Genomic DNA, 25177 nt, shown 5'->3' with positions numbered 1-25177 from the left:
ATCATGAACGACGCGCCCATCGGCATCTTCGACTCCGGTGTGGGCGGACTGACCGTGGCGCGCGCGATCCGTGCGCAGCTGCCGCAGGAGTCGCTCGTCTACATCGGCGACACGGCGCACTCCCCGTACGGTCCGAAGCCCATCGCCGATGTCCGGCGGTACAGCATCGAGGTGCTCGACACGCTCGTCGACCAAGGGGTGAAGATGCTCGTGATCGCGTGCAACACGGCATCCGCCGCGGTGCTGCGCGACGCGAGAGAGCGCTACGACGTGCCCGTCGTCGAGGTGATCGGACCGGCCGTGCGGCGCGCCGTCTCGACCACCCGCAACGGCCGCGTCGGAGTGATCGGCACGGTGGGCACGATCGGGTCGCGCGTCTACCAGGACATGCTCGAGGTCGATGAGCGCCTCGAGGTGTTCACCGCGGCGTGCCCCCGCTTCGTCGAGTTCGTCGAGGCGGGCATCACCGGAACGCCGGAGGTGCTCGCGGTGGCGGAGGAGTACCTCGCGCCGCTCAGGGAGGCCGGCGTCGACACCCTCGTGCTCGGATGCACGCACTACCCGTTCCTGCGCGGCGCGATCAGCTATGTGATGGGCGACGGAGTGTCGCTCGTCTCGAGCGACGACGAGACCGCCGCCGACGTCTACCGTCAGCTCGTCAAGCGCGATCAGCTCGCATCGCCCGGAGCCGTCGCCAGCTACGTCTACGAGGCGACGGGCGCGTCGGCCGACGACTTCACGGCACTCGCCAACCGGCTGATGGGCCACGAGGTGCGCGACGTGCAGCTGGTGCAGACCGGCGTGATCGACCTGCCGTATCTGCTCGACGACGAGGCGGATGCCGTCGGCCGTGACGGCATCGCGCGGCCCTGACCCGCGCCATCTGAACCCCACCCTCAGCCCCTCAACCGCTTCCGAGAGGACACCATGTCAGACATCGTCCGCGCCGACGGCCGCAGCACCGACCAGCTCCGCGAGATCACGATCGAACGCGGCTGGTCCGCACACGCCGAGGGCTCGGCGCTGATCAGCTTCGGCGGCACGAAGGTGCTCTGCACGGCGTCTTTCACCAACGGCGTGCCGCGCTGGCTGACGGGCAAGGGCAAGGGCTGGGTCACGGCCGAGTACGCGATGCTGCCGCGCGCGACGAACTCGCGCAACGACCGCGAGAGCGTCAAGGGGCGCATCGGCGGGCGCACGCACGAGATCTCGCGGCTCATCGGCCGTGCGTTGCGCGCCGTGGTCGACACGAAGGCGCTCGGTGAGAACACGATCGTGATCGACTGCGACGTGCTGCAGGCCGACGGCGGCACCCGCACCGCCGCGATCACCGGCGCCTACGTGGCCCTCGCCGACGCGATCGAGTGGGGCCGTGAGAAGAAGTTCATCGGCAGGAACGCGAAGCCGCTGCTCGACACCGTCGCCGCGGTGTCGGTGGGCATCATCGACGGCGAGCCGATGCTCGATCTCGCCTACGTCGAGGATGTGCGCGCGGAGACCGACATGAACGTCGTCGTCACCGGGCGCGGCCTGTTCGTCGAGGTGCAGGGCACCGCCGAGGGCGCGCCGTTCGACAAGCGCGAGCTAGACGCGCTGCTCGACCTCGGTGTGAACGGCTGCGCGACGCTGCAGCAGCATCAGCTGTCGGCGCTCGGCGAGGGCAGCGCCGAATGAGAGTCGTGCTCGCCACGCACAATCCGCACAAGGTCGCGGAGTTCCAGCAGATCACGGCCGGCACGCGTCCCGATCTCGAGGTGATCGGGTACGACGGTCCCGAACCGGTCGAAGACGGTGTCACCTTCGCGCAGAACGCGCTCATCAAGGCGCGTGCGGCCTTCGCGCACACGGGCCTGCCCGCGCTCGCCGACGACTCGGGCATCTGCGTCGACGTGCTCGGTGGATCGCCCGGCGTGTTCTCGGCGTACTGGGCCGGTCAGAAGAAGGACGCCACGGCGAACCTCGAGCTGCTGCTCGACCAGCTCCGCGACGTCGCCGACCCGCACCGCACCGCGCAGTTCCACTCGACCATCGCGCTGGTCACCGCCGACGGCGAGCGCACCGTCGAGGGGATCTGGCCCGGGCGACTCGCGCACCGGGCATCCGGGACCGGGGGATTCGGCTACGACCCGATCTTCATCCCCGATGGCCAGGACCCGGCCTCGGAGCGCTCGGTCGGCGAGTTCAGCGACGCCGAGAAGCAGGCGCAGTCGCACCGCGCGCGCGCCTTCCGCGCCCTGATCCCGCTGCTCACCGCGCTGTAAGATCAGGCCCGTCCCGCTATTGAGAAGCGTCATCGTTCCCGAGTAGGCGAAAGCCGCCGCGAAGGGCATCCGGTCGGCCTAGCCTGGAGTCATGCACGACCACGCGCCCGCAGCCGGAGGCATCCGCGACGCTTCCCACCGGCGTCTGCTGGCCATCTCGCTGTCGCTCACCGCCACCGTCATGGTGGTGCAGGTGGTCGGCGCGATCCTCTCGGGATCCCTGGCGCTGCTCGCCGACGCCGCGCACATGTTCACCGACTCGTCGGCCCTGGTGATCGCCCTGATCGCCACGGCGGTCGCCGCCCGCCCCGCCGATGACCGGCGCACGTTCGGGTACCAGCGGGCGGAGGTGTTCGGTGCGCTGATCAACGCCATCATCCTCATCGTGCTGATGGTCGTGGTCGCGGTGCAGGGCGTCCAGCGTCTGATCGACCCGGGCGAGGTCGAGGTGGCCGGCCCTCTCATGCTCGCGGTCGCGGTCATCGGCATGGTCGCCAACGCGATCGCGCTGTGGGTGCTGGGCCGCGCCCAGAAGACGAGCATCAACGTGCGCGGCGCGTACCTCGAGGTGATGGGCGATCTGATCGGCTCGGCGATGGTGATCGTCGCGGCGGTGGTGATCGTCACGACCGGATGGGTGCCTGCCGATGCGATCGCCTCGCTGCTGATCGCCGTGCTCATCCTGCCCCGCGCGGTGTCGCTGCTGCGCGAGGTGTTCTCGGTGCTCGCGGAGTCGGCGCCGGAGGGCATGGCGGTCGGTGAGATCCGCAGGCATCTGAAGGTGTACCCGGGCGTCGTCGACGTGCACGACGTGCACGTGTGGCAGCTGACCCGGGGTGCGCCGGTGTTCACCGCGCATGTCACGGTCGATCCGGCGGTGCTGGCATCCGGTCGCTCGTCGCAGCTGCTGCAGGAGCTGCAGGGCTGCCTCGCGCACCACTTCGACGTCGAGCACTCGACGTTCCAGCTGGAGCCTGCCGACCACGACGACTGCGCCGCCGCGCACGCCTGAGCCGGGTCAGCTCTCCACGCGCACCTCGTCGGGAGATTTGTCGGGGCGGAGCCCGCGCCACCGGGAATGACGGAGGATGCCGCCCGGCGACCAGTTCGCGAACTCGACCTCGCCCACCAGCTCCGGCCTGACCCAGAGTGCGTCGGAGGCGTCGGGGGCGGGCACGTCGAGGGGCGCCGCCGGTGTGCGCAGCGGCTCGAGCTGCGCGGAGAGGTCGCGCAGCATCCGATCGGTGAACCCTGTGCCCACCCGGCCCACGTACCGCAGCCCGCCATCCCCGGCGGGCACGGCGAGCAGCAGCGAGCCGATGCCGCTGCGGCGGCTGCCCTGCCCGGGCCGGATGCCCACGATCACCACCTCCTGCGTGTGCGTCTGCTTGAGCTTCAGCCACGAGCCCGAGCGCCGACCGGGGCGGTAGCGCGAATCGGGATCCTTCGCGACGACGCCTTCGAGCCCGAATTCGCGGCTCGCGTCCAGCGCCGCCTCGAGGTCGTCGAACACGGGCGGCACCTGCACCGGTGCGTCGAGGTCGGCCGCGAGCTGCTCGAGCAGCTCGCGCCGCCGACGCAGCGGCATGCCGGTGAGGTCGTGACCGTCGAGGTGCAGCAGATCGAAGAGCATGTAGACGATGGGCGTGCGCACGACCTCGCGTTCGATCTCGCGGCCCTTGGTCAGGTGCATCCGGTTCTGCAGGCGGGCGAAGCTCGGCCGGCCGTCGGAGTCGAAGGCGACGATCTCACCGTCGACGACCGCTTCGGCCGCCGGCAGGTGCGGGGCTCCGTCGGCGGTGAGCTCGGGGTAGCGGGCGGTGATGTCGGTGCCGCTGCGGGCGCGCAGGGTGAAGCGCCCGTCGGCTCCGTCGGTCTGCCGCCACGTGCCGACCGCCCGGATGCCATCCCATTTGATCTCGGCCCACGACCGGTCGCCGAGCGATCGGGCGAGCCCGGGTGTGCCGGACTCAGACAGCATCGGCGGGATGAACGACGGCGCGGTGTCGGTGGTCGCCTCCCGCTCCGCAGCTCGTTCGTCTGCTGCCCGTGAGGGGCCACGCGCCCCCGAGGCTCCGACCGACGCGGAGCGGCGGTTGGAGAGGGGCGTGGGCATCATGCGATGCAGCAGCCACTGCGACTTCTCGCCCGCGCCGCCGGTGCGGATGAGCGCCAGCCGGGCCGATCCGAGCCTGCCGCCGGTCTGCCCGGTGAAGGTGCCGATCACCTCGTCGTCGCGCCATTTCTCCAGCGCCACCGTCCCGGTGTCCCACACGGTCATCGATCCCGCGCCGTACTCGCCCGCAGGGATCTCGCCCTCGAAGGTCAGGTACTCCAGCGGATGCGGCTCGGTCATCACCGCGAGATGGTTGCGTTCGGCCGTCTCGGGCACGCCCTTCGGCACCGCCCAGCTGATCAGCACGCCGTCGCGTTCGATGCGCAGGTCGTAGTGCAGGCGGCTCGCGTGGTGCTCCTGGATCACGAACCGCGGCGCACCGCCCGATCCCGCGTATGCCGTCTGCGGCATGGGCTCGGGGGTCTTCGCGGCGTCGCGCTTGGCGAGGTACGAGGTGAGTGCGGTGCTGGCCGGGGCGAGCGCGGCGAGCGGGTCGATGCCGGCGTCCATCCGCTCCAGCACCTCGTGGTACTCGAGGTGTCGCAGGTCGGGATCGTCCAGCTCCTCCCATGTGCGCGGGGCTGCGACCCAGGGGCGGGCGCGACCGCGCAGCGAGTAGGGCGCGATGGTCGTCTTCGACGCGCTGTTCTGGCTCCAGTCGATGAACACCCGGCCGCCGCGCTGCGACTTCGCCATGACGTGCGTGGCGAGGTCGGGGTGGTCGGCCTCGATGAGGCGGGCGATCTCCTTGGCCACCGCGGAGACATCGTCGCTCGACTGCAGTCCGGTGCCGTCGTCGGTGGTGGGCAGGCGGGCGTACAGGTGGATGCCCTTGCTGCCGCTGGTGACCGGCATCGGCTCGAGCCCCATCCCGCTCAGGATGCCGCGGGCGATCCGCGCGATCTCCGCGCACTGCGCGAGCCCGACCCCGGGGCCGGGGTCGAGGTCGAGCACCATCCGGTCGGGCATGCCCCGACCGCCCGAATGCGTGAAGCGCCACTGCGGCACGTGCAGCTCGAGCGCGGCGATCTGCGCGAACCACACCAGCGAGGCGACATCGTCGGCGAGCGGATACTCCTTCGGGCCGTCGGAGTGCTCGATCGGCATCCGCCTGATCCACTCCGGCGCCCCGCGCTCGAGCTGCTTGGTGAAGAAGCTCTCGCCAGGGGCATCCGCCGTGCCGACGCCGTCGACCCACCTCTTGCGGGTGACCGGGCGCCCGCGCATGTGCGGCAGCATGAGCGGCGCGATCTGCGAGTAGTAGGCGATCACCTCGCCCTTGGTCGTGCCCGTCTCGGGGTAGACGACCTTGTCGAGGTTGGTGATGCGCAGGCGGCGGCCGTCGATCTGCACGACCTGCTCGCCCGATGCCATGGGCCCAGGTTAGTGGGCATCCGCAACCCCCTCGCCGCGGACGGCCGGCCTGGTGTTCACTGGGGTCATGAGAAGCATCTGGAAGGGTGCCCTGACGTTCGGTCTCGTGAACGTCCCGGTGAAGGTGTACTCCGCGACCGAGGACCACGACGTGCCCCTGCACCAGGTGCACCATGAGGACGGCGGGCGCATCCGCTATCAGCGCATCTGCGAGATCGACGGGCAGCCGGTCGAGTACGCCGACATTGATCGCGCCTACGTGGACGACGGTCAGACCATCGTGCTCACCAAGGACGACCTCGCCTCCCTCCCCGCCGAGAAGAGCCGCGAGATCGACGTGGTCGAGTTCGTGCCCAGCGAGCAGGTCGACCTGCTGACGCTCGATAAGGCCTACTACCTGGAGCCCGACTCGAAGTCGCCGAAGGCGTACGTGCTGCTGCGCAAGACCCTCGAGCAGACCGACCGCACCGCGATCGTGCGTTTCACCCTGCGGCAGAAGACCAGGCTCGCCGCTCTGCGGGTTCGCGGCGACGTGCTCGTGCTGCAGACGCTGCTGTGGTCGGACGAGGTGCGTGAGGCGTCGTTCCCGGCGCTGGATGAGGACGTGAAGATCAGCAAGAAGGAGCTCGACATGTCTGCGGCTCTCGTCGAGAGCTACTCGAGCGACTTCGATCCCGAGGAGTTCGTCGACGAGTACCAGAAGGAGCTGCGCACCCTCATCGACGCGAAGATCGAGGCCGGCGAGGGCTTCGACGTCGCGGAGACCTTCGGAGACGAGGGCAAGGCCGAGAAGGGCGGCGAGGTCATCGACCTCATGGAGGCACTGCGGGCGAGCGTCGAGCGCACGAAGGCCGCGCGCAAGGGCGGCGCCAAGGAGTCGGCGGAGGATGCCGACGACGACGCCGGTGACAAGAAGAAGCCGGCGTCCAAGCCCAAGAAGTCGACGGCGAAGAAGAAGGCCGGCTGACGCTCGAGGCGGTCGCCCGGTCAGCGCCGGCCGAGGTCAGTGCCGCTCGAGGTCAGCGCCGGGCGAGGTCAGTGCGTGCCGTCTCCGTCGAGGTCGGGTGCACGGTCGAAGACCTCGGGGTCGAGGCGCAGGGCCTTGGCCTCGGCGGCATCGGTGTCGACGTCTTCACCGGCGGCTGCGGCCTTCTTCGCCTTGTACCGCTCGACGAGGTAGTGCCAGAGGGTGACGATGGCCGTGCCGCCGACAGCGATCAGCAGGATCACGTCGATGTAGTCGACCACCAGATCGCGGATCCACGGAATGTAGGCGATGACGTAGCCGACCATGGTCAGGCCGAAGCCCCAGAGCAGCGCGCCGATGAGGTTGTAGAGCGAGTATCGCTTCCACGGCATATGTCCGACGCCGGCGGCGACGGGCGCGAACGTGCGCACGATCGGCACGAAGCGGGCGAGGATGATCGTGATGCCGCCGAAGCGCTCGAAGAACGCGTTGGTGCGCTCGACGTTCTTCACGCTGAACAGGCCGGATTCTCTGCGCTCGAACACCGCCGGTCCGCCCTTGTGGCCGATCAGATAGCCGACTTCGCCGCCGACGAAGGCCGCGAGGGCGATCAGCAGCGAGACGGCCCAGATGTTGACGCCGAAGATGTCGTTGGTGTGGGTGAGTAGGCCCGAGATGATCAGCAGCGTGTCACCGGGCAGCAGGAAGCCGACCAGCAGGCCGGTCTCGGCGAAGACGATGAAGCAGACGACGGCGAGCGCCCAGGCGCCCGCGCCGTGGATGATGTTCGCCGGGTCGAGCCACGGGATCAGCGCGGTCGGCGCCTGAAGCATGGTGTGGAGCAAGGGTGTTCCCGTCGTTCGATATCGGCGGAGTGCATATAGGGGATGCTGTGCGGAAGATGGGACTTGAACCCACACGCCCGGGGGCACAGGAACCTAAATCCTGCGTGTCTACCAATTCCACCACTTCCGCGCGCTTCCGAGTCTAGCGATCGGGCTCGTCGGGTTTTCCGTAGATCTGTTGTGGATAACTTCTGCGGCCCGTCGTGGATCTCTGTCAGGATGCCCGCGTGAGTCATCCGTCCGTTGCCGTCGCCGAGAGAGTGAGGCGTCGCCTGCGTCTGGAGAACACGGATCCGTCGTCGCAGCCCGACGAGGCGCGGCGGATCGCGCAGCTCGAGGTGCGGAGGCACAACGACCTGGCGCTGCAGCGCGGCGAGGGGATGATCGACGACGAGGCGGCGCTCGTGCGGGATGTGCTGGCGTCGGTCGCGGGCTTCGGGGCCCTGCAGCCGCTGCTCGACGATCCTGACATCGAGGAGATCTGGCTGAACGGGCCCGACCGCATCTTCGTCGCGCGGGGCGGTGCGACCGAGCGGGTCGATCTGCAGCTGACGGATGCCCTCATCCGCGACCTCGTCGAGCGGATGCTGCAGACCACCGGCCGCCGGGTGGATGTCAGCCAGCCGTTCGTCGACGCCTCGCTGCCCGACGGCTCGCGCCTGCACGTCGCCATCGCGGACGTGGTGCGCGGGTCGTGGGCGGTGAACATCCGCAAGTTTCTCAGGCGCCACCGCACCCTGGACGCCCTGATCGCGCAGGGCTCGGTGCCAGAGCACGTCGCCGACCTGCTGCTCGCGGCGCTGCGGGATGGACGCAGCATCATCGTCTCGGGGGCGACGCATGCCGGCAAGACGACGCTGCTCGGGGCGCTGCTGGGCGCGTGCGCCGCCGATCAGCGCATCATCACCGTCGAGGAGACGTTCGAGCTGGCGGTCGACGGACCGGATGTCGTCGCGCTGCAGGGGCGTCAGGCGAGCCTCGAGGGCACCGGGGAGATCACGCTGCGACGGCTGGTGAAGGAGGCGCTGCGCATGCGCCCCGATCGTCTCGTCGTCGGCGAGGTCCGCGACGCCGAGGCGCTCGACCTCGTGCTCGCGCTGAACACCGGAGTCCCGGGCGCCGGGACCGTGCACGCCAACTCCGCGGTCGAGGCACTCGAGAAGCTCGCTCTGCTGCCGCTGCTGGCCGGTCGCAACATCGACAGGGCGTTCATCGCGCCCGCCCTCGCCTCGTCGATCTCCTACGTGGTGCACTGCCGCCGCGAGCAGGACGGATCCCGCCGGATCGCCGAGGTGATCGCCCCGACCGGCGAGGTCCTCGACGGCCGCATCCTCAGCACCTCGGTGTACCGGGCGGAGGGGATGACATGACCGTGCTCGTCGGTGCTCTGCTCGGCGCGGGCCTGCTGCTGTGCGCGTCGCCGTGGCTCTGGCCGCCGCGCGAGAGACCCGTCCGCGAAGCGCGCAGCACCCGACTGCGCCGGCTGCTCGACGAGGCCGGGCACTCCCGCACGGCGACGCGCACCGTCGTGGTGATCATCGCGGCGATCGCCGTGGTGGCCGCAGCCCTCGCATGGCTGCTCACGGGCATCCCGGTCCTGGCGCTGCTCGCGGCGCTCGCCGGGGCGTCCGCACCGGTGATGTTCCTGCGCGGTCGCCGCCTGCGGCTGCGCAAGGCGCGTCGGCAGATGTGGCCGGACGTCTGCGACCTGCTGGTCGCCGCCATCAGAGTGGGCCTGTCGCTGCCGGATGCCGTGGCGAGCCTCGCCGAATCGGCGCCGCCCGCGGTGCGTCCGGCGTTCGCCGTGTTCGCCCGCGACCTGCAGGCGACCGGACGCTTCGAGTCGAGCCTCGACCGGCTCAAGGCGACCCTCGCCGACCCGATCGCCGACCGCATCGTGGAGACGCTGCGCATGGCGCGCCAGGTCGGCGGCACCGAGCTGACCGGGGTGCTGCGCGCGCTGTCGGCCTCAGTGCGGGCGGACGCCGCGCTGCGCGGCGAGGTCGAGGCGCGCCAGTCATGGATCCGCGGGGCGGCGGTGCTCGGAGCCGTCGCGCCGTGGGTGATCCTCGCGCTGCTGGCCATGCGCCCGGAGGGCCGGGACGCCTACGCCAGCGCGGAGGGCATGGTGGTCATCCTGGTCGGCGCCGTCGTCTCGGTGATCGCTTTCCGCATCATGCTGCGCATCGGCCGGCTGCCCGAACCGGAGCGGTGGTTCGGATGACCGTGCTGACCGATGCCGCTGTCGCGGTGCTGCTGGGCGGAGCGCTCGCCCTCGGCCTGCTCGGCGTGCTCTCCGCCCTGCCGCGCTGGGGCGCGCCGTCGCTGGAGCGGAGGATCGCGCCCTACGTGCGCGACGTCGTCGACGATGAGGCGCTCCCGGCGGGGATCCTGCCCGCCGTCGGCACCATGCCGGTGAACGGCAGACGGCTCTGGGATCGGCTGCGGGAGGCGTTCGACCGGCTGCTCGGCGGCGGCGATGCCCTGCGGCTGCGTCTGCGCCAGGCCGGGCTCGCGCAGACGCCCGCCACGTTCCGCGGACGCCAGCTCGCCTGGGGAGTCGGCGGACTGCTGGTCGGGGCGCTGATCGTCGTCGCGATCGCCGTCTCAGGGCGGCTGACGGCACCGGCGGCGCTCCTGCCGATCATCACCGCGGCCGGATCCGCGATCGGCTACGACATGCAGCTGACCGCGCGGGCGCGCTCGCGCCGCGCGCGTCTCGCCGACGAGCTGCCCACCACGCTGGAGTTCCTCGCGCTGTGCCTCTCTGCGGGGGAGTCGCTGCTGGACGCTCTGCGCCGTGTCTCGGCCATCGGCACCGGCGAGCTGACCGAGGAGCTGCGGCAGACCGTGCTCGCCGTGCACACCGGATCGCCCCTCGCCGATGCGCTCGGCGAGACCGCCACGCGCCTGCAGCTGCCCGGGCTGTCTCGAGCGACCGACCAGATCGTCGCGGCTCTCGAGCACGGAGCGCCGCTCGCCGCGGTGCTGCACTCGCAGGCGGCCGACGCGCGCGACGAGGCGAAGCGCGTGCTCATCGAGCAGGCGGGGCAGAAGGAGATCCTCATGCTCCTCCCGCTGGTGTTCCTGATCCTGCCGCTGAGCGTGCTGTTCGCGGTGTACCCGGGGCTGTTCATCCTGCGCCTCGGCCTGGGCTGAGAGCCGGCCCCGACAGACGATCCACAATCCGGAGGGAAGAGAGATGAAGACGCTGAAGAGATGGTTCGCCGCCGGTCGCGACCTGGTCGACGATGAGCGGGGTGATGTGCCCGGCTGGGTGCTCGTCACACTGATGACCGCTGCGCTGGTCGTCGTGATCTGGGCCGTGGCGGGACCGGCGCTGGTCGACCTGTTCGAGCAGGCGATCTCGCGCGTCTCCGGCATTTGAGCGGAGTGGTCGATGCGTGTGCGGTCGCTGCTCGGTGATGAGCGCGGGTCGAGCCCCGTCGAGTTCGTGCTCGTCGGGACCCTGCTGACCGCGCTCACCCTCGCCGTGCTGCAGGTCGCCCTCGCGATGTACGTGCGCAACGTCGTGCACGACGCCGCCGTCGAGGGAGCGCACTACGCCGCCCTCGCCGACACCTCGCTCGGCGACGGCGCGGCGCGCACCGAGGCCGTGATCACACGCGCGATCGGCGCCGACTACGCCGGAGACATCGCGGTCGGCGAGGACGACAGCCTCGGGCATCCGACCGTGCTCGTGCGCGTGCGCACGACCCTGCCGGTGCTGGGCCTGCTCGGCGTGCCGCTCGGATTGGAGGTGGAGGGTCGTGCGCCCGTCGAGTCGTTCGGAGAGGGGTGAGCCGCTGCTGGCTGACGAGACGGGTTCGGCTGCTCTCGAGTTCATCGTCGCGGGCCTGCTGCTGCTCGTGCCGCTCGTCTACCTGGTGCTCGTGCTGGGCGCCGTGCAGGAGCAGACCCTCGGCGCCGAGGCGGCTGCCCGGCACACTGCCCGGGTGATCGGGCAGGCGCCGGATGCCGCTGCCGCCGCCGCACGAGGAGACGCGGTGCTCGCCGGTGCGGTTCGCGAATACGGGATGGATGCCGGTGCCGTCGATGTCGGCATCACGTGCCGCCCTGCCGCCGCGGAGTGCCCGGCGGCCGGAGCCACCGTCATCGTCACGGTGCGCACCGCGGTCGCGCTGCCGTTCCTGCCGCCCGTCTTCGGGCTCGACGAGCTGGCCGCGATCCCCGTCGAGGCGCAGGCTGCGCAGAAGGTGTCGAGGCTGTGGGGAAGCGGATGAGCGGCCGCGACCGTCGTCGTGCCCTGCTCGCCGAGGAGGAGGGCAGCGTGCTGCCGCTGGTGTTCGGGTACGTGCTCCTCGCGATCGCCGTCGTCTTCGCGTGCGTGTGCGCCACCGACCTGTACATCGCTCAGAAGCGCCTCGACTCGCTGGCCGATGCCGCGGCGCTCGCCGGCTCCGACGGATTCACGCTGCAGGCCGAGGGGGCCGGCGTGCGGGCTGAGCTCACCGACGCCGGTGTGCGCGACCAGGCGGTGGCCGTGGTCGCTGCGATCGGCTCCGAGGCCACGCTGGTGTCGGCGTCGACACCGGACGGCGTCTCCGCCCGCGTCACGGTCGGCATGTCCTGGCATCCGCCGCTCTTCTCGCCCTTCGTGCCGGACGGCGTCCCCCTCGAGGCGACCGCGACCAGCCGCACGGCGCTGCGCTGACCCGACCGCGGGCTGTCAGTGCTCGCGTCGCGTCAGGAACCTCGGCGTCCAGACCGCGAACCCGGCGGCGCCCAGCAGCGCCACGCCGCCCATCACACCGGCCGCGACCGGCAGCGAGGCCAGGGCCACGACGGACGCGATCACGACTGGGGCGGCCGCGCCGCCGGCATCCGTCAGCGTCCGCCACGCACCCAGGAAGGTCGCCGGATCCGTCTCGGGCGCGAGGTCGGCGCCGTAGGTGAGCAGGATGCCGCTGGAGAGACCGTTGCCGAGACCGAGCACGGCGGCCATCAGCACGAACCACATCGTCGCCTGATCGAGGTCGTGGGTGATGGAGAGGACGATGAGCCCCGCGCCCATGAGCAGCATGGCCGGCAGCGCGGCCCAGATCCGCCCGAACCGGTCCATCACCTGCCCGCTGGCGTAGAACAGCGTGAAGTCGATGGCGCCCGAGACGCCGACGACGATCGCGATCGTGCTGGCGTCCAGACCCAGCGAGACGCCCCACAGCGGCAGGATCACCTGCCGGGCCGAGCGCACCGCCGACAGTGCGGCGGCCGACAGGCCCAGGCGCATCAGCACGGCGCGGTAGTACGAGATCGTCTCGAGCACGCCGTACCGGTCGCGGGTCGGGATCGATCCGGTCACGACCTCGCCCGAGTCCTCGGCTACCGCGGCGCCGGTGGGCTTGAGCAGCACGGGGCTGGTCTTCTCGGGGTCGGGCCCGAACAGCACGAGCGGCACGATCGCCGCGCAGCACACGATCAGCGTCCAGATCGTCGACTGCTCCGACCCGGTCAGCTGAATGAGCGCGGCCGCGACGAACGGCCCGATGAAGACCCCGAAGCGGAAGCTGCCGCCCAGCAGCGACAGGGCCCTGGCGCGGAACCGGGGCGGCACGCGCGTGGTCATGAACGCGTGCCTGGCCAGTCCGAAGGCCGCGGCGCAGAAGCCGAGCACGAACACCGCCGCGGCGAACAGCGCGAGCTGCTCGGCGACGAGCATCCCGACGCCGGCCGCGATCGAGAGGGCGCCGGCGAAGACCATCGTGAACCGCTCGCCGACCTTCGCGACCAGCGCCCCCGCGGGCAGGTTGCCGCACAGCTGGCCGATCACCAGCGCGGCGGCCACGAGCGCGGCCAGCGACACGTCGGCGCCGAGTCGCGTCGCGATCACGGGGATGAGGGGGATGACCGCGCCCTCGCCCAGCGAGAACAGCACCGTCGGCGCGTAGACCATGGGTCCGAACCGCCTCAGGACACTCACCGCGCTGTCGACCACACCGCCACGCTAGCCCCGCCCGCGCCGCGGTGAGGGGAGGGACATACCGCGGTCAGGGAAGCGGGCCCCCGGCGCGATAAGGTGGACTGCCATGTTCGAACTCGATCTCTCCGCCGACATACAGGCCCTGCGACACACCTTCGGCGACATCCGCGAGGTCGTCGACGTCGATTCTCTGCGCGAGGACATCGCGCGACTCAGCGAGGAAGCGGGCGCCCCCGACCTCTGGGACGACCCCGAGAAGGCGCAGAAGGTGACCAGCGCGCTCAGTCACAAGCAGGCCGACCTCAAGCGCGTCACCGAGGTCGAGCGCCGACTCGACGACCTCGACGTGCTCGTCGAGCTCGCCAACGAGATGCAGGATGAGGACTCGGCCGCCGAGGCGCGCGCCGAGCTCGAGTCGCTCACGCAGACCATCAACCAGCTCGAAGTGCAGACGCTGCTCGACGGCGAGTACGACGACCGCAACGCGATCATCACCATCCGCTCGGGTGCCGGCGGCGACGACGCCACCGACTTCGCCGAGATGCTCATGCGCATGTACCTGCGCTGGGCCGAGCAGCACGGCTACCCGGTGAAGGTGATGGACACCTCGTACGCCGAGGGCGCGGGCATCAAGTCCGCGACCTTCGAGGTCACCGCGCCGTACGCGTTCGGCACGCTGTCGGTCGAGGCGGGCACCCACCGCCTCGCCCGCATCAGCCCGTTCGGCTCGGCCGACAAGCGCCAGACATCGTTCGCCGCGGTCGAGGTCATTCCGCTGATGGAGGAGGCCACCGAGGTCGAGATCCCCGAGAACGACCTGCGCGTCGACGTGTTCCGCTCGTCGGGCCCTGGCGGGCAGTCGGTGAACACGACCGACTCCGCCGTTCGCCTCACCCACCTTCCGACCGGCATCGTCATCTCGATGCAGAACGAGAAGTCGCAGATCCAGAACCGCGCCGCCGCCATGCGCTTGCTGCAGACCCGTCTGCTGCTGCTGCAGAAGGAGCAGGAGGCGGCGAAGAAGAAGGAGCTCGCGGGCAACATCACCGCCAGCTGGGGCGACCAGATGCGCTCCTACTTCCTCTACGGTCAGCAGCTCGTGAAGGACCTGCGCACCGGCCACGAGTCGGGCAACCCTGCCAGCGTCTTCGACGGCGACCTGGACGACTTCATCTCGGCGGGCATCCGCTGGCGAAAGCGCAAGGAAGAGGACTGATCCTCGCCTGACATGACGACGGGCCCGGGAGCAGCGCTCCCGGGCCCGTCGTCATGTCAGCGACCGCTCACTGGCTGCAGGTGCCCGCCGCGTCCGCGAAGGTCGAGGCGAAATCCAGCCCGTCGGTCGGATCGGTGAAGTCGGTGCTGCCCTCGGCGACGGTCTGCAGCGCCTCGTCGCTCATGTCGGATGCGTAGAACACATCGCCCAGGCAGAGCAGCAGGTCGTCGGGGTAGCCGCCGGTTCCGGTCTCGTCGACGATCGTCTCGAGGCCCGTCGCCAGCTCCTCCGCCGAGGGGCGCTCGCCGGTCGCCTCGGGTCCGGTCGACTCGTCGGGCCAGGGCTCGCTCGAGGAGTACGGGTCGAATCCGGAATCCCACCGGTCGGCGTAGCTCGCGAAGAGGGTGACGCTGAGCACGACGGTCGCGACGATGCCCATGATGATCGACAGGATCAGCCCGACGATACCGGGCCACTTCGCGGTGTTCTTGATGAACAGGGCGATGATCGAGACGACGAACGCGCCGAAGAGCAGGAACGAGCCGATGCCGAAGGTGACGAAGTTCGGGATGCAGGCGATGATGCCGCCCACGACGGCGAGGCCCAGGCCGATGTAGCCGAGCACCGGCGTCTTGCGCGGTCCGGCAGCGGGGTCCGGGTACGCGCCGGAGGCGGGGTCCGCGCCGTAGGGAGCCGGCGCCGCGTACGGGTTCTGCGGGTCGTACGCCGCCGCCCCGGGGTAGCCGGCCTGGCCGTACTGATCCTGTCCGTAGGGGGCCTGTCCGTACGGGGCCTGGCCGTACGGCGTCTGTCCGTATGGCGCCTGGCCGTAGGGGGCCTGTCCGTCGGACGCCTGGCCGTACGCGCTCTGCGGATACCCGTCGGCGTCGGTCGGCGGGTAGGCCTCGGTGGGCTGCGCGTCCTGCGCTCCGGGCGCGACGGGCGGGGTGTACGCGTCGGCGGTGTCGGATGCCGCTTCGGCGTCCGCCGTGGACTCGGAGCCCGCGAGCACGGTGCCGCCCTCCTCGGGCGCATCGGGTGTCTCCGGCGCGTAGTGGTCGGTCCACTGCTCGCCGTCCCACCAGCGCTGTCGCCCGGATCCGTCGTCGTACCATCCTGCGGGAACGCTCATCGCGTCCTCCTCCCGTCCACGTCGCCGGCGGTGAGCCCGCGACATCCCCTCTCGGCGCATCCGCGCCCCTACGTGTATATCAGCCGCTCTCGACGAGGACGCCACGGGGGAGTGTCGCTCGGCGCCGCACGCCGCCCCGCGCATAGGCTCGAATGGCCATGATCCGGTTCGAGAACGTCACCAAACGCTACCGCGGCACCACACGACCCGCACTGTCCGAAGTCGACTTCAACGTCGAGGCGGGGGAGTTCGTCTTCCTCGTCGGAGCCTCCGGCTCCGGCAAGTCGACGTGCCTGCGGCTGATCCTCCGCGAGGACGTGCCCAGCAGCGGCCGTGTCGCAGTGCTCGGCCGCGACCTCCGCTCGCTCGCCAACCGCAAGGTGCCGTACTTCCGGCGCCACATCGGATCGGTGTTCCAGGACTTCCGGCTGCTGCCGTCGAAGACCGTCGCGCAGAACGTCGCGTTCTCGCTGCAGGTGATCGGCTCCTCCCGCGGATTCATCCAGCAGGCGGTCCCCGAGGCGCTCGCCCTGGTCGGCCTCGACGGCAAGGCGAAGCGCATGCCGCACGAGCTCTCCGGCGGCGAGCAGCAGCGCGTGGCCATCGCGCGCGCGATCGTCAACAGGCCCAAGGTGCTGCTCGCCGACGAGCCCACCGGAAACCTCGACCCCGCGACGTCCGTGGGAATCATGCAGCTGCTGACCCGCATCAACGCCGGCGGCACGACCGTCGTCATGGCGACGCACGAGGCGGCCTTCGTCGACCAGATGCAGCGGCGTGTGATCGAGCTCAAGGGCGGCGAGATGGTGCGCGACGAGGTCGGCGGCGGGTACGGCGACACCTCCAGCATCCCCCGGCTCATGCCCGGGGCGGTGCCGGGCGCCGCCGCGGCGGCCGCACTCACGGCAGTGCAGGAGGTGCAGCGCGAGAGCGTCACCGGCGCCGCGCCTGCGGTCGACGAACCCGTCGCCGCCCCTGAGCATCCGGATGCCCGGCCTCCCGCAGTCGCGGAGGACCAGCGGCCGCCTGCAGTGCCCACCCCGGCCGAGGAGCAGCCGACGACGGTCGGCCCGCGCACCAACCCGATCATCATCCCGGAGGTGGAGGTCGCCGAGCTCGGCATGGCCGACCGGCTGGGACTCTCGGGCGACGACGAGGAAGTGGGCCCGACCTCATGAACTTCGGACTCATCGTCGGCGAAGCCCTGATCGGCCTGCGCCGCAACATCTCCATGGTCATCTCGGTGGTGCTCGTCACCTTCGTCTCGCTGACCTTCGTCGGCGCCGCGATTCTCATGCAGACGCAGATCCAGACGATGCGCGGCTACTGGGGCGAGAAGGCCGAGGTGACCATCTACATGTGCTCGCCGCTGTCGACGTCGCAGAACTGCACCTCGGCCGAGGCCACCGCCGAGCAGATCAAGACCGTCGAGGACGACCTCGCCGGCCCCGCCCTGTCTCCGCTGATCACCGAGGTGACCTACGAAGACAAGGAGACCACCTTCAAGAACTGGGTGGAGCGCTTCGGTGAGGAGCAGGCCAACGCCTTCGGCGTCGAGAACATGGGCGTCGCGTTCCGCGTGACGATGAAGGATCCGCAGCAGTCGCGCGTGCTCACCGAGGCGTTCTCGGGCAAGACCGGCGTCGACGAGGTGCAGGACCAGCGTCGTCTGCTCGATCCGCTCTTCTCGGCCCTCACCGTCGCGACCTACATCGCGGTCGGCGTCGCCGCCCTCATGCTCATCGCCGCCGTGCTGCTCATCGCGACGACGATCCGACTGTCGGCGTACGCGCGCCGCAAGGAGATCGGCATCATGCGCCTGGTGGGCGCGTCGAACCGCTCGATCCAGACCCCGTTCGTGCTGGAGGGCGTGTTCGCCGCCTTCCTCGGCTCGGTGTTCGCCAGCGCCGCCGTGCTCGCCGGGGTGAGGTTCGGGGTCGAGGGGTATCTGGCCGAGCGCGTGCCGTTCATGCGCCCGCTGGTCGACATGGCCGACGCTGCGTTCGTCGTCCCCGTGCTGATCGGGATCGGCGTCGTGCTCGCCGCGCTGTCGGCCGGGTTCGCCATCCGTCGCTGGCTGCGCACCTGAGCCTGTAGGCTGAGGGGCTGTCCATCGTCAGGAGAAGAGCATGCCCAGGGAACGCGGGGAGAAGGTCGTCGCGACCAACCGTCGCGCGCGTCACGACTACAACCTCGAGAAGTCGTACGAAGCCGGACTCGTGCTGACCGGCACCGAGGTCAAGTCGCTGCGCCAGGGGCGCGCCAACCTCAGCGACGGCTACGCCTACGTCAAGGGCGGCGAGGCGTACCTCGACGCCGTGCACATCCCCGAGTACTCCCAGGGGCACTGGACGAACCACTCCGCCAAGCGCATCAGGAAGCTGCTGCTGCACAAGGACGAGATCCGCAAGCTCGAGCACGCCGTCTCGGCCGGCGGGTACACGCTGATCCCGCTGAAGCTGTACTTCTCCGACGGTCGTGCCAAGGTCGAGATCGCTCTCGCCAAGGGCAAGAAGGAGTACGACAAGCGGCAGACCCTGCGCGAGCGTCAGGACACGCGCGAGGCCGAGCGCGCGATGCGCCTGCGCAATCGCGTGGGGGAGTAGTCCTCAGCTCTCCGCGTGGAACACGGGCTGGAAGCCGAATATCCGGCCCAGGAAGCGCAGCTCTGCCTCGAGGGAGGCGATGATCGTCTCCGCCGCACGGAAGCCGTGCCCCTCGCCCTCGAACAGCAGGTACTCGTGCGGCACCCCTCTGGCCTGCAGCGCGTCGCGTATCGCCTCGGACTGCGACGGCGGCACCACTCGATCGTCCGAGCCCTGCTGCAGCAGCACGGGCACGTCGATCCGGTCGGCATGCGAGAGGGGGGAGCGCTCGACGTACACGCTCTCGGCCTCCGGGAGAGGCCCGACCAGGCCCTCCAGGTAGTGCGCCTCGAAGTCGTGCGTCTCGGCCGCCAGCATCCGCAGATCCGCCACACCGTAGCGTGAGATGCCCGCGGCGAAGGTTCCGCCGCGCACGAGCGCGCACAGCACCGTCCACCCGCCGGCCGATCCGCCGCGGATGGCGATCCGCTCGGGATCGGCGAGCCCCGCCTCGGCCATGCCGCGCGCGGCGGCGATGACGTCGTCGACGTCGACGACGCCCCACTGCCCATCGAGCCGCTCGCGATAGGCGCGGCCGTAGCCCGTCGAGCCGCCGTAGTTCACGTCGAGCACGCCGATGCCGCGGCTGGTCCAGTACGCGTACGCCGTCGACGCCGCGCCCGAGACGTGCGCGGTGGGGCCGCCGTGCACCATGACGATGTACGGCGGCAGCTCGCCCTCGGGCGCGGTGGCGTCGGGATTGGTCGGGGGATAGTCGAATGCGTGCACGGGGCCGTGCGGGCCGTCGAAGGTCACCGCACGCGCACGCGGGACCCATCGGGCATCCGTCTCGGCGCCGCCGGTGACGGTCGTGATGGTGCCGTCGTCGAGATCCACGCACCAGAGTCCTGCCCCGACCGTGCGGCCCGCGCCCGAGATGAGCACCCGGGAGCCCTGCGAGTCGTCGATGCTCGCCGCGGCGCTGATCGGCAGGGTGAGCAGCTCGACAGCCTCGCCGTCGCGCGAGATCAGCACGATCTCATCCGCGCCGTCGGTGCGCACCGCCACGACGCGGCCGTCGTCCAGCCGCTGGTACCACCGGTTGCCGAGCACCCACAGTCCACCGCCGGTGTCGGCATCCGCGGGAGCGAGAGCGTCGGCAGGATGGCCGAGACGCAGACGCTGCAGGTTCCAGCGGCCGTTCGGGTCGTCGAGGTAGAGCAGTTCGTCGTCGTCCACCCACTCGGGCTGCAGGGCGGCTCGCGTGGGCATGGACTCGATCTCGTCGCCGTCGACCGGCGCGACGTGCAGCAGCGCCTGCTCCCAGGGCATCCGCACGGTGCTCCACTGCACCCACGCCAGACGCGTGCCGTCGGGGGAGAGGGCGGGATGCGCGACGAACCCGGTCGTCGAGACGAGCGTCCGCACGGCCGACTCGTCTTCGGCGGCGGAGGCGTCGAGCGGGATCTCCACGATCGCGCGACGGTGGGGCTCCGGCCGCAGATCCTCGCGCACCGCGAGCAGCCGGCCCCGCTGCAGCCGCAGTCCGCCGTACGCGGGGCCGGGAGCGGTCAGCGGCTCGGGGGCGCCGCCGCGAGACAGGCGGTGCACACGCTGGTCCGCTCCGTCGACGAAGTAGAGCGTGCCGTCGGCATCCGCGGTCCACGCCCCGCCGCCGTACTCGTGCACGCGCGAGCGCGCGCTCCAGGGCGCGGGCAGGATCTCGGTGCCGGTCGAGCTGCGCACCGTCACCCGGCCGCCCTCGGCGGGGACCGACTCGCCCCACCAGACCTCGTCGGCGACGAAGCGCGCCCCGTCGATGCGCGGGGAGGCCTGCGCGATCATCTGCGCGGTGAACGGAGAGGGCCACGAGCCGTACGGTGCGGTCATGCTTCCGAGCCTAGCCAGACCCGCACCCGACACACGGCGTCACACAGTGTGCGTCGGTGTGCGCCGCTGTCCTACCTTCTGAGAACACCACCGCCCGAGGGCATCCCGCCCGCGCACCGACGAAGGAGAACGCTGTGCACACCACTCCCTTCTCCTTCGAGCTGTACCCGCCGCGCACGGCCGAGAGCACGCGTGCGCTGCACGACACGATCGACCGCCTCGCCGAGGTGCACCCCGACTTCATCTCGGTGACCTACGGCGCCGGCGGATCGACCGGCGGCCGGTCGCTCGAGGTGCTCCGCTACATCCGCGCGCATACCGACACCGAGCCGCTCGCGCACCTCACCTGCGTGGGCAACACCTACGCGGGTGCCGCCCGGCTGATCCGCGAATTCCTGGATGCCGGTGTGCTGAGCTTCCTCGCCCTGCGCGGCGACCCGCCGGCAGGGCAGAACGAGGATGACGTCTTCCTCGGCGACCTGGAGAGCTCGGCCCAGCTGGTGCAGCTCATCGACCGCGTCCAGGCCGAGCGCGCGCCCTACGAGGAGTCGCCGGTGCGCGGCAACCCCGGAGCGGTCCGGGTCGCGCCGCGACGCCGGGTGAACATCGCCGTCGCAGCCTTCCCCAACGGCCACCCCCGTTCGGCGTACAGCAGCCAGCACGTCGATGCGCTGCTGGCCAAGCAGGCGGCAGGCGCCACCGTCGCCATCACGCAGCTGTTCTTCCACGCCGATCACTACCTGGCGTTCGTGGAGCGCGCCCGCCGTGCCGGCGTGACGATCCCGATTCTGCCCGGCATCATGCCCATCACCTCACCCGCCCGCCTCACCCGGGTGCTCGAGCTGACCGGCGAGGAGCTGCCCGGCGAGCTGGCCATCGAGCTCGAGATCGAGCCGACCGTCGAGGGACGCCGCCAGATCGGCATCCGCTGGGCATCCGACCTGATCCGCGCCGTCGTCGACGGCGGCGCCCCGGGCGTGCACCTGTACGCCTTCAACCAGCACGAGACCGTGCTCGACGTCCTCCACTCCGCCGGGGTCATCCCCGAGCGCCGGCTCTCCGCAGTATCGAAAGGAACCTCATGACCGCTTTCCCCGCAGGGACGATCCTCGGCTACCCGCGCATCGGCCGTCGTCGCGAGCTGAAGAAGGCCGTCGAGTCCTTCTGGGCCGGCCGGATCGACCGGTCCGAGCTCGAGCGCACCGCCGCCGAGCTGCGCAGCACGACGCGCGCTCGTCTCGCCGACCTCGGTCTCGGCCGCGACGACTCGTCGATCCCCGAGTCGTTCTCGTTCTACGACCAGGTCCTCGACGCTGCGGTCACCGTCGGCGCCATCCCCACGCGCTTCGACGACCTGCGCGACGAGGACGGCACGATCGGACTCACCGCCTACTTCACCGTCGCGCGCGGCGAGGGCGAGCGGGCGCCGCTCGAGATGACCAAGTGGTTCGACTCGAACTACCACTACCTCGTGCCCGAGATCGGCCCCGAGACGGTCTTCTCGCTCGCCAGCGAGCACCTCGTCCAGCAGGTCGCCGAGGCCGCGGCCGCCGGATACGTCACCCGCCCGGTGATCGTCGGACCGGTCACCCTGCTCGCGCTCGCGAAGGCCTCGGACGACGCCCCCGAGGGCTTCGACCCGCTCAGCCGACTCGACGACGTGCTGCCGGTCTACACCGCGCTGCTGTCGAAGCTGAAGGCCGCGGGCGCCGAGTGGGTGCAGATCGACGAGCCCGCACTCGTCAGCGAGTCGCTGCCGGTCGACCCCGCCACGCTCGCCGACGCCGCCGACCGCGCGCTCGCCGTGCTCGGCGCGGCCGAGGAGCGCCCTGCCATCTTCGTCGCGGCCCCGTACGCCGCGCTCGGTGCGACCCTCGACGTGCTGGCAGCCGCATCCGTCGAGGCGATCGGCATCGACCTCGTCCGCGGCGAGCTGCCCGCAGCGCTGCCCGCCCTCGACGGCAAGACCCTCGTCGGCGGTGTGATCGACGGGCACAACATCTGGCGCGGCGACCTCGACGCCGCCTTCGCGAAACTCGAGCGACTCCGCGCGCTCGGGGCGGGCGCTGTAGCGGCATCCACCTCCACCTCGCTGCTGCACGTGCCGCACGACATCGACGACGAGACGGCCCTCGATGCCCGCCTCGTCTCGTGGCTCGCGTTCGCCGACCAGAAGGTCGGTCAGGTGGTCACCCTCGCGCAGGGCCTGGCCGAGGGTCGGGATGCCATCGCCGAGGCCCTCGACGCGGCATCCGCCGCCCTCGCAGATCGCCGCGACGCCCCCGGCGTGCGCGACGGCGCCGTGCGCGGTCACGAGATCGCCGAGGCTGAATTCTCCCGCGTCTCGTACGAGGAGCGCGAGACCGCCCAGCAGGCGCTGAACCTGCCCGCGCTGCCGCTGACCACCATCGGGTCGTTCCCGCAGACCGGTGACATCCGCCGGGCGCGCGCGCAGTTCCTGCGCGGGGAGCTGCCGGCGGACGACTACGACGACTTCCTGCGCCGCGAGATCGATCAGGTCGTCGCGCTGCAGGAGGAGCTGGGGCTGGACGTGCTCGTGCACGGCGAGCCCGAGCGCAACGACATGGTGCAGTACTTCGCCGAGCACCTCGACGGCTTCGCGGTCACCCAGCACGGATGGGTGCAGTCCTACGGGTCGCGCGCCACGCGCCCCTCGATCCTGTGGGGGGATGTGTCGCGCCCGGCGCCCATCACCGTGTCGTGGGCCTCGTACGCCCAGTCGCTCAGCACCAAGCCGGTCAAGGGCATGCTCACCGGTCCCGTGACGATCCTGGCGTGGTCGTTCGTGCGCGACGACCAGCCGCTCGGCGAGACCGCCAACCAGGTGGCGCTCGCGCTGCGAGACGAGATCACCGACCTCGAGGCCGCGGGCATCGGCATCATCCAGGTCGACGAGCCGGCGCTGCGCGAGCTGCTGCCGCTGAAGGCCGCGGACCAGGCCGCCTACCTCGACTGGTCGGTGCGCTCGTTCCGCCTCGCCACCGGTGGCGCCCAGGCGGGCACGCAGATCCACACGCACCTCTGCTACTCGGAGTTCGGCGTCGTCATCGACGCGATCCGCGCGCTGGACGCCGATGTCACCTCGATCGAGGCCGCACGCAGCCGCATGGAGGTCGTCGCCGACATCGCCCGGTTCGGGTTCGATCACGGCGTGGGCCCGGGCGTGTACGACATCCACTCGCCGCGCGTGCCCAGCGTCGAGGAGATCGAGGCGCTGCTGCGCCGCGCCGTCGACGAGCTGCCGCTGCGGCAGCTGTGGGTGAACCCGGACTGCGGTCTGAAGACCCGCGCCTACGAGGAGACGGTGCAGTCGCTGCGCAACATCGTCGAGGCGACGCGGCGCGTCCGCGAGGACGTCATCGTCCCGGCCTGATCCCGCTCCGTACGAAGAGGCTCCCCGTCCGCCGACGGGGAGCCTCTTCGCATTCGCACCGAGTTCAGACCGCGCGCAGCACCGCCACGACCTTGCCGAGCACGACGGCCTCGTCGCCGAGGATCGGCTCGAAGGCGGAGTTCCGCGGCAGCAGCCAGGTGTGGCCGCCGCGACGGCGGAACGTCTTCACCGTCGCCTCGCCGTCGATCATCGCGGCGACGATCTCGCCGTTCTCGGCGTCGTTCTGGGTGCGCACCACCACCCAGTCGCCGTCGCAGATCGCCGCGTCGATCATCGACTCGCCGTTGACCTTGAGCATGAACAGGTCGCCCTTGCCGACCAGCTGACGCGGCAGCGGGAAGATCTCCTCGACCTGCTGGTCGGCGGTGATCGGAACGCCCGCGGCGATCTGCCCGACGAGGGGCACCAGGGCGGCGTCGCCCACGGCGGGAGCGCTGTCTGCCGGGTTCTCGGCGCCCGTGCCGGGCAGATCGATCAGCACCTCCATGGCGCGCGTCTTGCCCGGGTCGCGGCGCAGGTAGCCGCTGAGCTCGAGCTGTCCGAGCTGGTGGGTGACGCTGGAGAGCGACTTGAGGCCGACGGCGTCGCCGATCTCGCGCATGCTGGGCGGATATCCGTAGCGGGCGATCGAGGTCTGGATGACCTCGAGGATCGCCATCTGCTTCGGACTGAGGTTCTTCCGGCGCCGCGTGCGGGGAGCCTCAGCTGCGCTCTCGGTGGTCTCGCTCATCGGTGCTCCTTCATGCCCTCATGCGGTGCGGATCCGCGTCGTCGCGGGGATCCGATTCGAATGTCGGTGGCCCGTGGTGGGCTGACTTCATCGAAACCGTATCCGAGTTCGCGCGGAAAACGGAAGATCTGTTCGAGCGTGTCGACGAAGATTCGCCGGAGTATTCGAAGAATTCTTGACAGATGTTCGATATCGAAGATAAGTTCGGAACGTAGCTTCGCATCCGGCATCCCCGGCCGGATGCCGGATGCGAAAGCTGCACCACTTCCGCCTCACCGGCGGGGAGAGTGAAGAGGAGCATCACATGAGCACCATCAGCATCCAGGCCCCCCTGACCGCTTCGGTCCCGGCCGCTGCCGACGGACGTTCTGTCGCGACGCGTCTGCGCCTCACCGCGCGCGGCCGCCGTGTGCTCGCCACCCTCGCCGCAGCGCCCGTCGTGGCGGTACTCGCCGCGTCGCTGCTGGCGGGCGGAACCGCCATGGCATCGGGCGAGAGCGAGCCGACCGCGTTCGAGACCGTCACGGTGCTGCCGGGCGACACCCTGTGGTCGATCGCAGCCGAGGCCGCGCCCGGCGTCGACCCGCGCGAGGTGATCGACGACATCACCCGCCTGAACAACCTCAGCTCCGGCATGATCCAGGTCGGCGCGTCCATCGCCATCCCGACCGCCTACTCCGAGTGAGAACGAGCCGTCATCCGCGA

The 25177-nt window shown here is 70.7% G+C and carries 25 protein-coding genes and 1 tRNA gene; 19 read left to right on the top strand and 7 right to left on the bottom strand.

Going from position 1 to position 25177, the window contains the following annotated elements; genetic code table 11:
* Positions 1-3 precede the first annotated feature (3 nt).
* The 4 genes from murI to V2S04_RS12815 all read left to right on the top strand — a co-directional run bounded on the left by murI (position 4) and on the right by V2S04_RS12815 (position 3273).
* Positions 4-873 carry a glutamate racemase gene (gene murI, locus V2S04_RS12830; RefSeq protein WP_413638833.1) on the top strand — a complete coding sequence of 290 codons (870 nt, stop codon included), beginning with the start codon at positions 4-6 and terminating at the stop codon, positions 871-873.
* 54 nt (positions 874-927) lie between these two features.
* Complete coding sequence (gene rph / locus V2S04_RS12825) at positions 928-1674, top strand: ribonuclease PH (RefSeq protein WP_413638832.1); 747 nt, start codon at positions 928-930, stop codon at positions 1672-1674.
* Entirely contained in the window at positions 1671-2261 is a 591-nt protein-coding gene (rdgB, locus tag V2S04_RS12820; protein ID WP_413638831.1) for an RdgB/HAM1 family non-canonical purine NTP pyrophosphatase, read from the top strand. Before rph ends, rdgB begins: the two co-directional genes overlap by 4 nt.
* A gap of 91 nt (positions 2262-2352) precedes the next feature.
* Positions 2353-3273 (top strand): cation diffusion facilitator family transporter, encoded by a 921-nt coding sequence (locus tag V2S04_RS12815; protein WP_413638830.1) that lies wholly within the window; start codon positions 2353-2355, stop codon positions 3271-3273.
* A gap of 6 nt (positions 3274-3279) precedes the next feature.
* Here the strand turns inward: V2S04_RS12815 and V2S04_RS12810 are convergent, their stop codons facing one another.
* Positions 3280-5751, bottom strand: a complete 2472-nt coding sequence (locus V2S04_RS12810; RefSeq protein ID WP_413638828.1) for an ATP-dependent DNA ligase — start codon at positions 5749-5751, stop codon at positions 3280-3282.
* A 67-nt stretch (positions 5752-5818) separates the two neighbouring features.
* Between V2S04_RS12810 and V2S04_RS12805 the strand changes: the two genes are divergently transcribed.
* A complete protein-coding gene (locus V2S04_RS12805; protein WP_340088764.1) occupies positions 5819-6718 on the top strand; it encodes a Ku protein in 900 nt (299 codons plus the stop codon).
* Between the two features lie 68 nt (positions 6719-6786).
* Here V2S04_RS12805 and V2S04_RS12800 read toward each other — a convergent pair whose 3' ends face one another.
* Entirely contained in the window at positions 6787-7551 is a 765-nt protein-coding gene (locus V2S04_RS12800; protein WP_413638827.1) for a DedA family protein, read from the bottom strand.
* A 60-nt stretch (positions 7552-7611) separates the two neighbouring features.
* Positions 7612-7693 (bottom strand) — tRNA-Leu (locus V2S04_RS12795).
* Positions 7694-7790: 97 nt separating this feature from the next.
* On the opposite strand from V2S04_RS12795, the gene V2S04_RS12790 reads away from it, so the two are divergent.
* Genes V2S04_RS12790 through V2S04_RS12760 form a run of 7 tightly spaced genes read left to right on the top strand, consistent with a single transcriptional unit; the run spans position 7791 to position 12238 of the window.
* Positions 7791-8933 carry a CpaF family protein gene (locus V2S04_RS12790; RefSeq protein WP_413638825.1) on the top strand — a complete coding sequence of 381 codons (1143 nt, stop codon included), beginning with the start codon at positions 7791-7793 and terminating at the stop codon, positions 8931-8933.
* Positions 8930-9787, top strand: coding sequence for a type II secretion system F family protein (locus tag V2S04_RS12785; RefSeq protein WP_413638823.1), 858 nt, complete (start codon positions 8930-8932; stop codon positions 9785-9787). The genes V2S04_RS12790 and V2S04_RS12785 overlap by 4 nt, the downstream gene beginning before the upstream one ends.
* On the top strand, positions 9784-10722 hold the full coding sequence (locus V2S04_RS12780) for a type II secretion system F family protein (protein ID WP_110554950.1): 939 nt from the start codon (positions 9784-9786) through the stop codon (positions 10720-10722). Before V2S04_RS12785 ends, V2S04_RS12780 begins: the two co-directional genes overlap by 4 nt.
* 43 nt (positions 10723-10765) lie before the next feature.
* A complete protein-coding gene (locus tag V2S04_RS12775; RefSeq protein WP_099196820.1) occupies positions 10766-10951 on the top strand; it encodes a hypothetical protein in 186 nt (61 codons plus the stop codon).
* A gap of 18 nt (positions 10952-10969) precedes the next feature.
* Positions 10970-11365, top strand: coding sequence for a TadE/TadG family type IV pilus assembly protein (locus V2S04_RS12770; protein ID WP_413638991.1), 396 nt, complete (start codon positions 10970-10972; stop codon positions 11363-11365).
* Complete coding sequence (locus V2S04_RS12765) at positions 11334-11807, top strand: TadE family protein (RefSeq protein ID WP_340088770.1); 474 nt, start codon at positions 11334-11336, stop codon at positions 11805-11807. The genes V2S04_RS12770 and V2S04_RS12765 overlap by 32 nt, the downstream gene beginning before the upstream one ends.
* Positions 11804-12238, top strand: a complete 435-nt coding sequence (locus V2S04_RS12760) for a pilus assembly protein TadG-related protein (protein WP_413638821.1) — start codon at positions 11804-11806, stop codon at positions 12236-12238. The genes V2S04_RS12765 and V2S04_RS12760 overlap by 4 nt, the downstream gene beginning before the upstream one ends.
* A 15-nt stretch (positions 12239-12253) precedes the next feature.
* Here the strand turns inward: V2S04_RS12760 and V2S04_RS12755 are convergent, their stop codons facing one another.
* Positions 12254-13477 carry an MFS transporter gene (locus V2S04_RS12755; protein WP_340088799.1) on the bottom strand — a complete coding sequence of 408 codons (1224 nt, stop codon included), beginning with the start codon at positions 13475-13477 and terminating at the stop codon, positions 12254-12256.
* A gap of 133 nt (positions 13478-13610) precedes the next feature.
* Between V2S04_RS12755 and prfB the strand changes: the two genes are divergently transcribed.
* On the top strand, positions 13611-14720 hold the full coding sequence (prfB, locus tag V2S04_RS12750) for a peptide chain release factor 2 (protein WP_340088771.1): 1110 nt from the start codon (positions 13611-13613) through the stop codon (positions 14718-14720).
* Between the two features lie 67 nt (positions 14721-14787).
* On the opposite strand, the gene V2S04_RS12745 is transcribed toward prfB, so the two are convergent.
* Positions 14788-15852, bottom strand: coding sequence for a DUF2510 domain-containing protein (locus tag V2S04_RS12745; protein WP_413638819.1), 1065 nt, complete (start codon positions 15850-15852; stop codon positions 14788-14790).
* 158 nt (positions 15853-16010) lie between these two features.
* Between V2S04_RS12745 and ftsE the strand changes: the two genes are divergently transcribed.
* From ftsE to smpB, 3 genes are read left to right on the top strand one after another with little or no spacing between them, the layout of a single operon-like run.
* Complete coding sequence (gene ftsE / locus V2S04_RS12740; RefSeq protein WP_413638818.1) at positions 16011-17030, top strand: cell division ATP-binding protein FtsE; 1020 nt, start codon at positions 16011-16013, stop codon at positions 17028-17030.
* On the top strand, positions 17027-17941 hold the full coding sequence (ftsX, locus tag V2S04_RS12735; RefSeq protein ID WP_110554951.1) for a permease-like cell division protein FtsX: 915 nt from the start codon (positions 17027-17029) through the stop codon (positions 17939-17941). Before ftsE ends, ftsX begins: the two co-directional genes overlap by 4 nt.
* 40 nt (positions 17942-17981) lie before the next feature.
* The gene (gene smpB, locus V2S04_RS12730; protein WP_099196789.1) at positions 17982-18458 is read left to right on the top strand and encodes an SsrA-binding protein SmpB; all 477 of its coding nucleotides are present in this window, start codon (positions 17982-17984) and stop codon (positions 18456-18458) included.
* Between the two features lie 3 nt (positions 18459-18461).
* Here the strand turns inward: smpB and V2S04_RS12725 are convergent, their stop codons facing one another.
* Entirely contained in the window at positions 18462-20327 is a 1866-nt protein-coding gene (locus tag V2S04_RS12725; protein WP_413638817.1) for a S9 family peptidase, read from the bottom strand.
* 134 nt (positions 20328-20461) lie between these two features.
* Here V2S04_RS12725 and V2S04_RS12720 point away from each other — a divergent pair, with 134 nt between their 5' ends.
* Complete coding sequence (locus V2S04_RS12720; protein WP_413638816.1) at positions 20462-21412, top strand: methylenetetrahydrofolate reductase; 951 nt, start codon at positions 20462-20464, stop codon at positions 21410-21412.
* Positions 21409-23721: a 5-methyltetrahydropteroyltriglutamate--homocysteine S-methyltransferase gene (gene metE, locus V2S04_RS12715; RefSeq protein ID WP_413638815.1), complete on the top strand. Its 2313-nt coding sequence runs from the start codon at positions 21409-21411 to the stop codon at positions 23719-23721. Before V2S04_RS12720 ends, metE begins: the two co-directional genes overlap by 4 nt.
* Positions 23722-23785: 64 nt before the next feature.
* On the opposite strand, the gene lexA is transcribed toward metE, so the two are convergent.
* Positions 23786-24472 (bottom strand): transcriptional repressor LexA, encoded by a 687-nt coding sequence (gene lexA, locus V2S04_RS12710; RefSeq protein WP_413638814.1) that lies wholly within the window; start codon positions 24470-24472, stop codon positions 23786-23788.
* Between the two features lie 304 nt (positions 24473-24776).
* Between lexA and V2S04_RS12705 the strand changes: the two genes are divergently transcribed.
* Positions 24777-25157: a LysM peptidoglycan-binding domain-containing protein gene (locus tag V2S04_RS12705; RefSeq protein ID WP_413638813.1), complete on the top strand. Its 381-nt coding sequence runs from the start codon at positions 24777-24779 to the stop codon at positions 25155-25157.
* The last annotated feature ends 20 nt before the right edge of the window (positions 25158-25177 follow it).

Source organism: Microbacterium sp. OR21, from assembly GCF_047306785.1.
GTDB classification, from domain to species: domain Bacteria; phylum Actinomycetota; class Actinomycetes; order Actinomycetales; family Microbacteriaceae; genus Microbacterium; species Microbacterium esteraromaticum_E.
The sequence above is the reverse complement of the archived record's forward strand: the minus strand, read 5'-3'. Positions and strand labels throughout refer to the sequence as shown.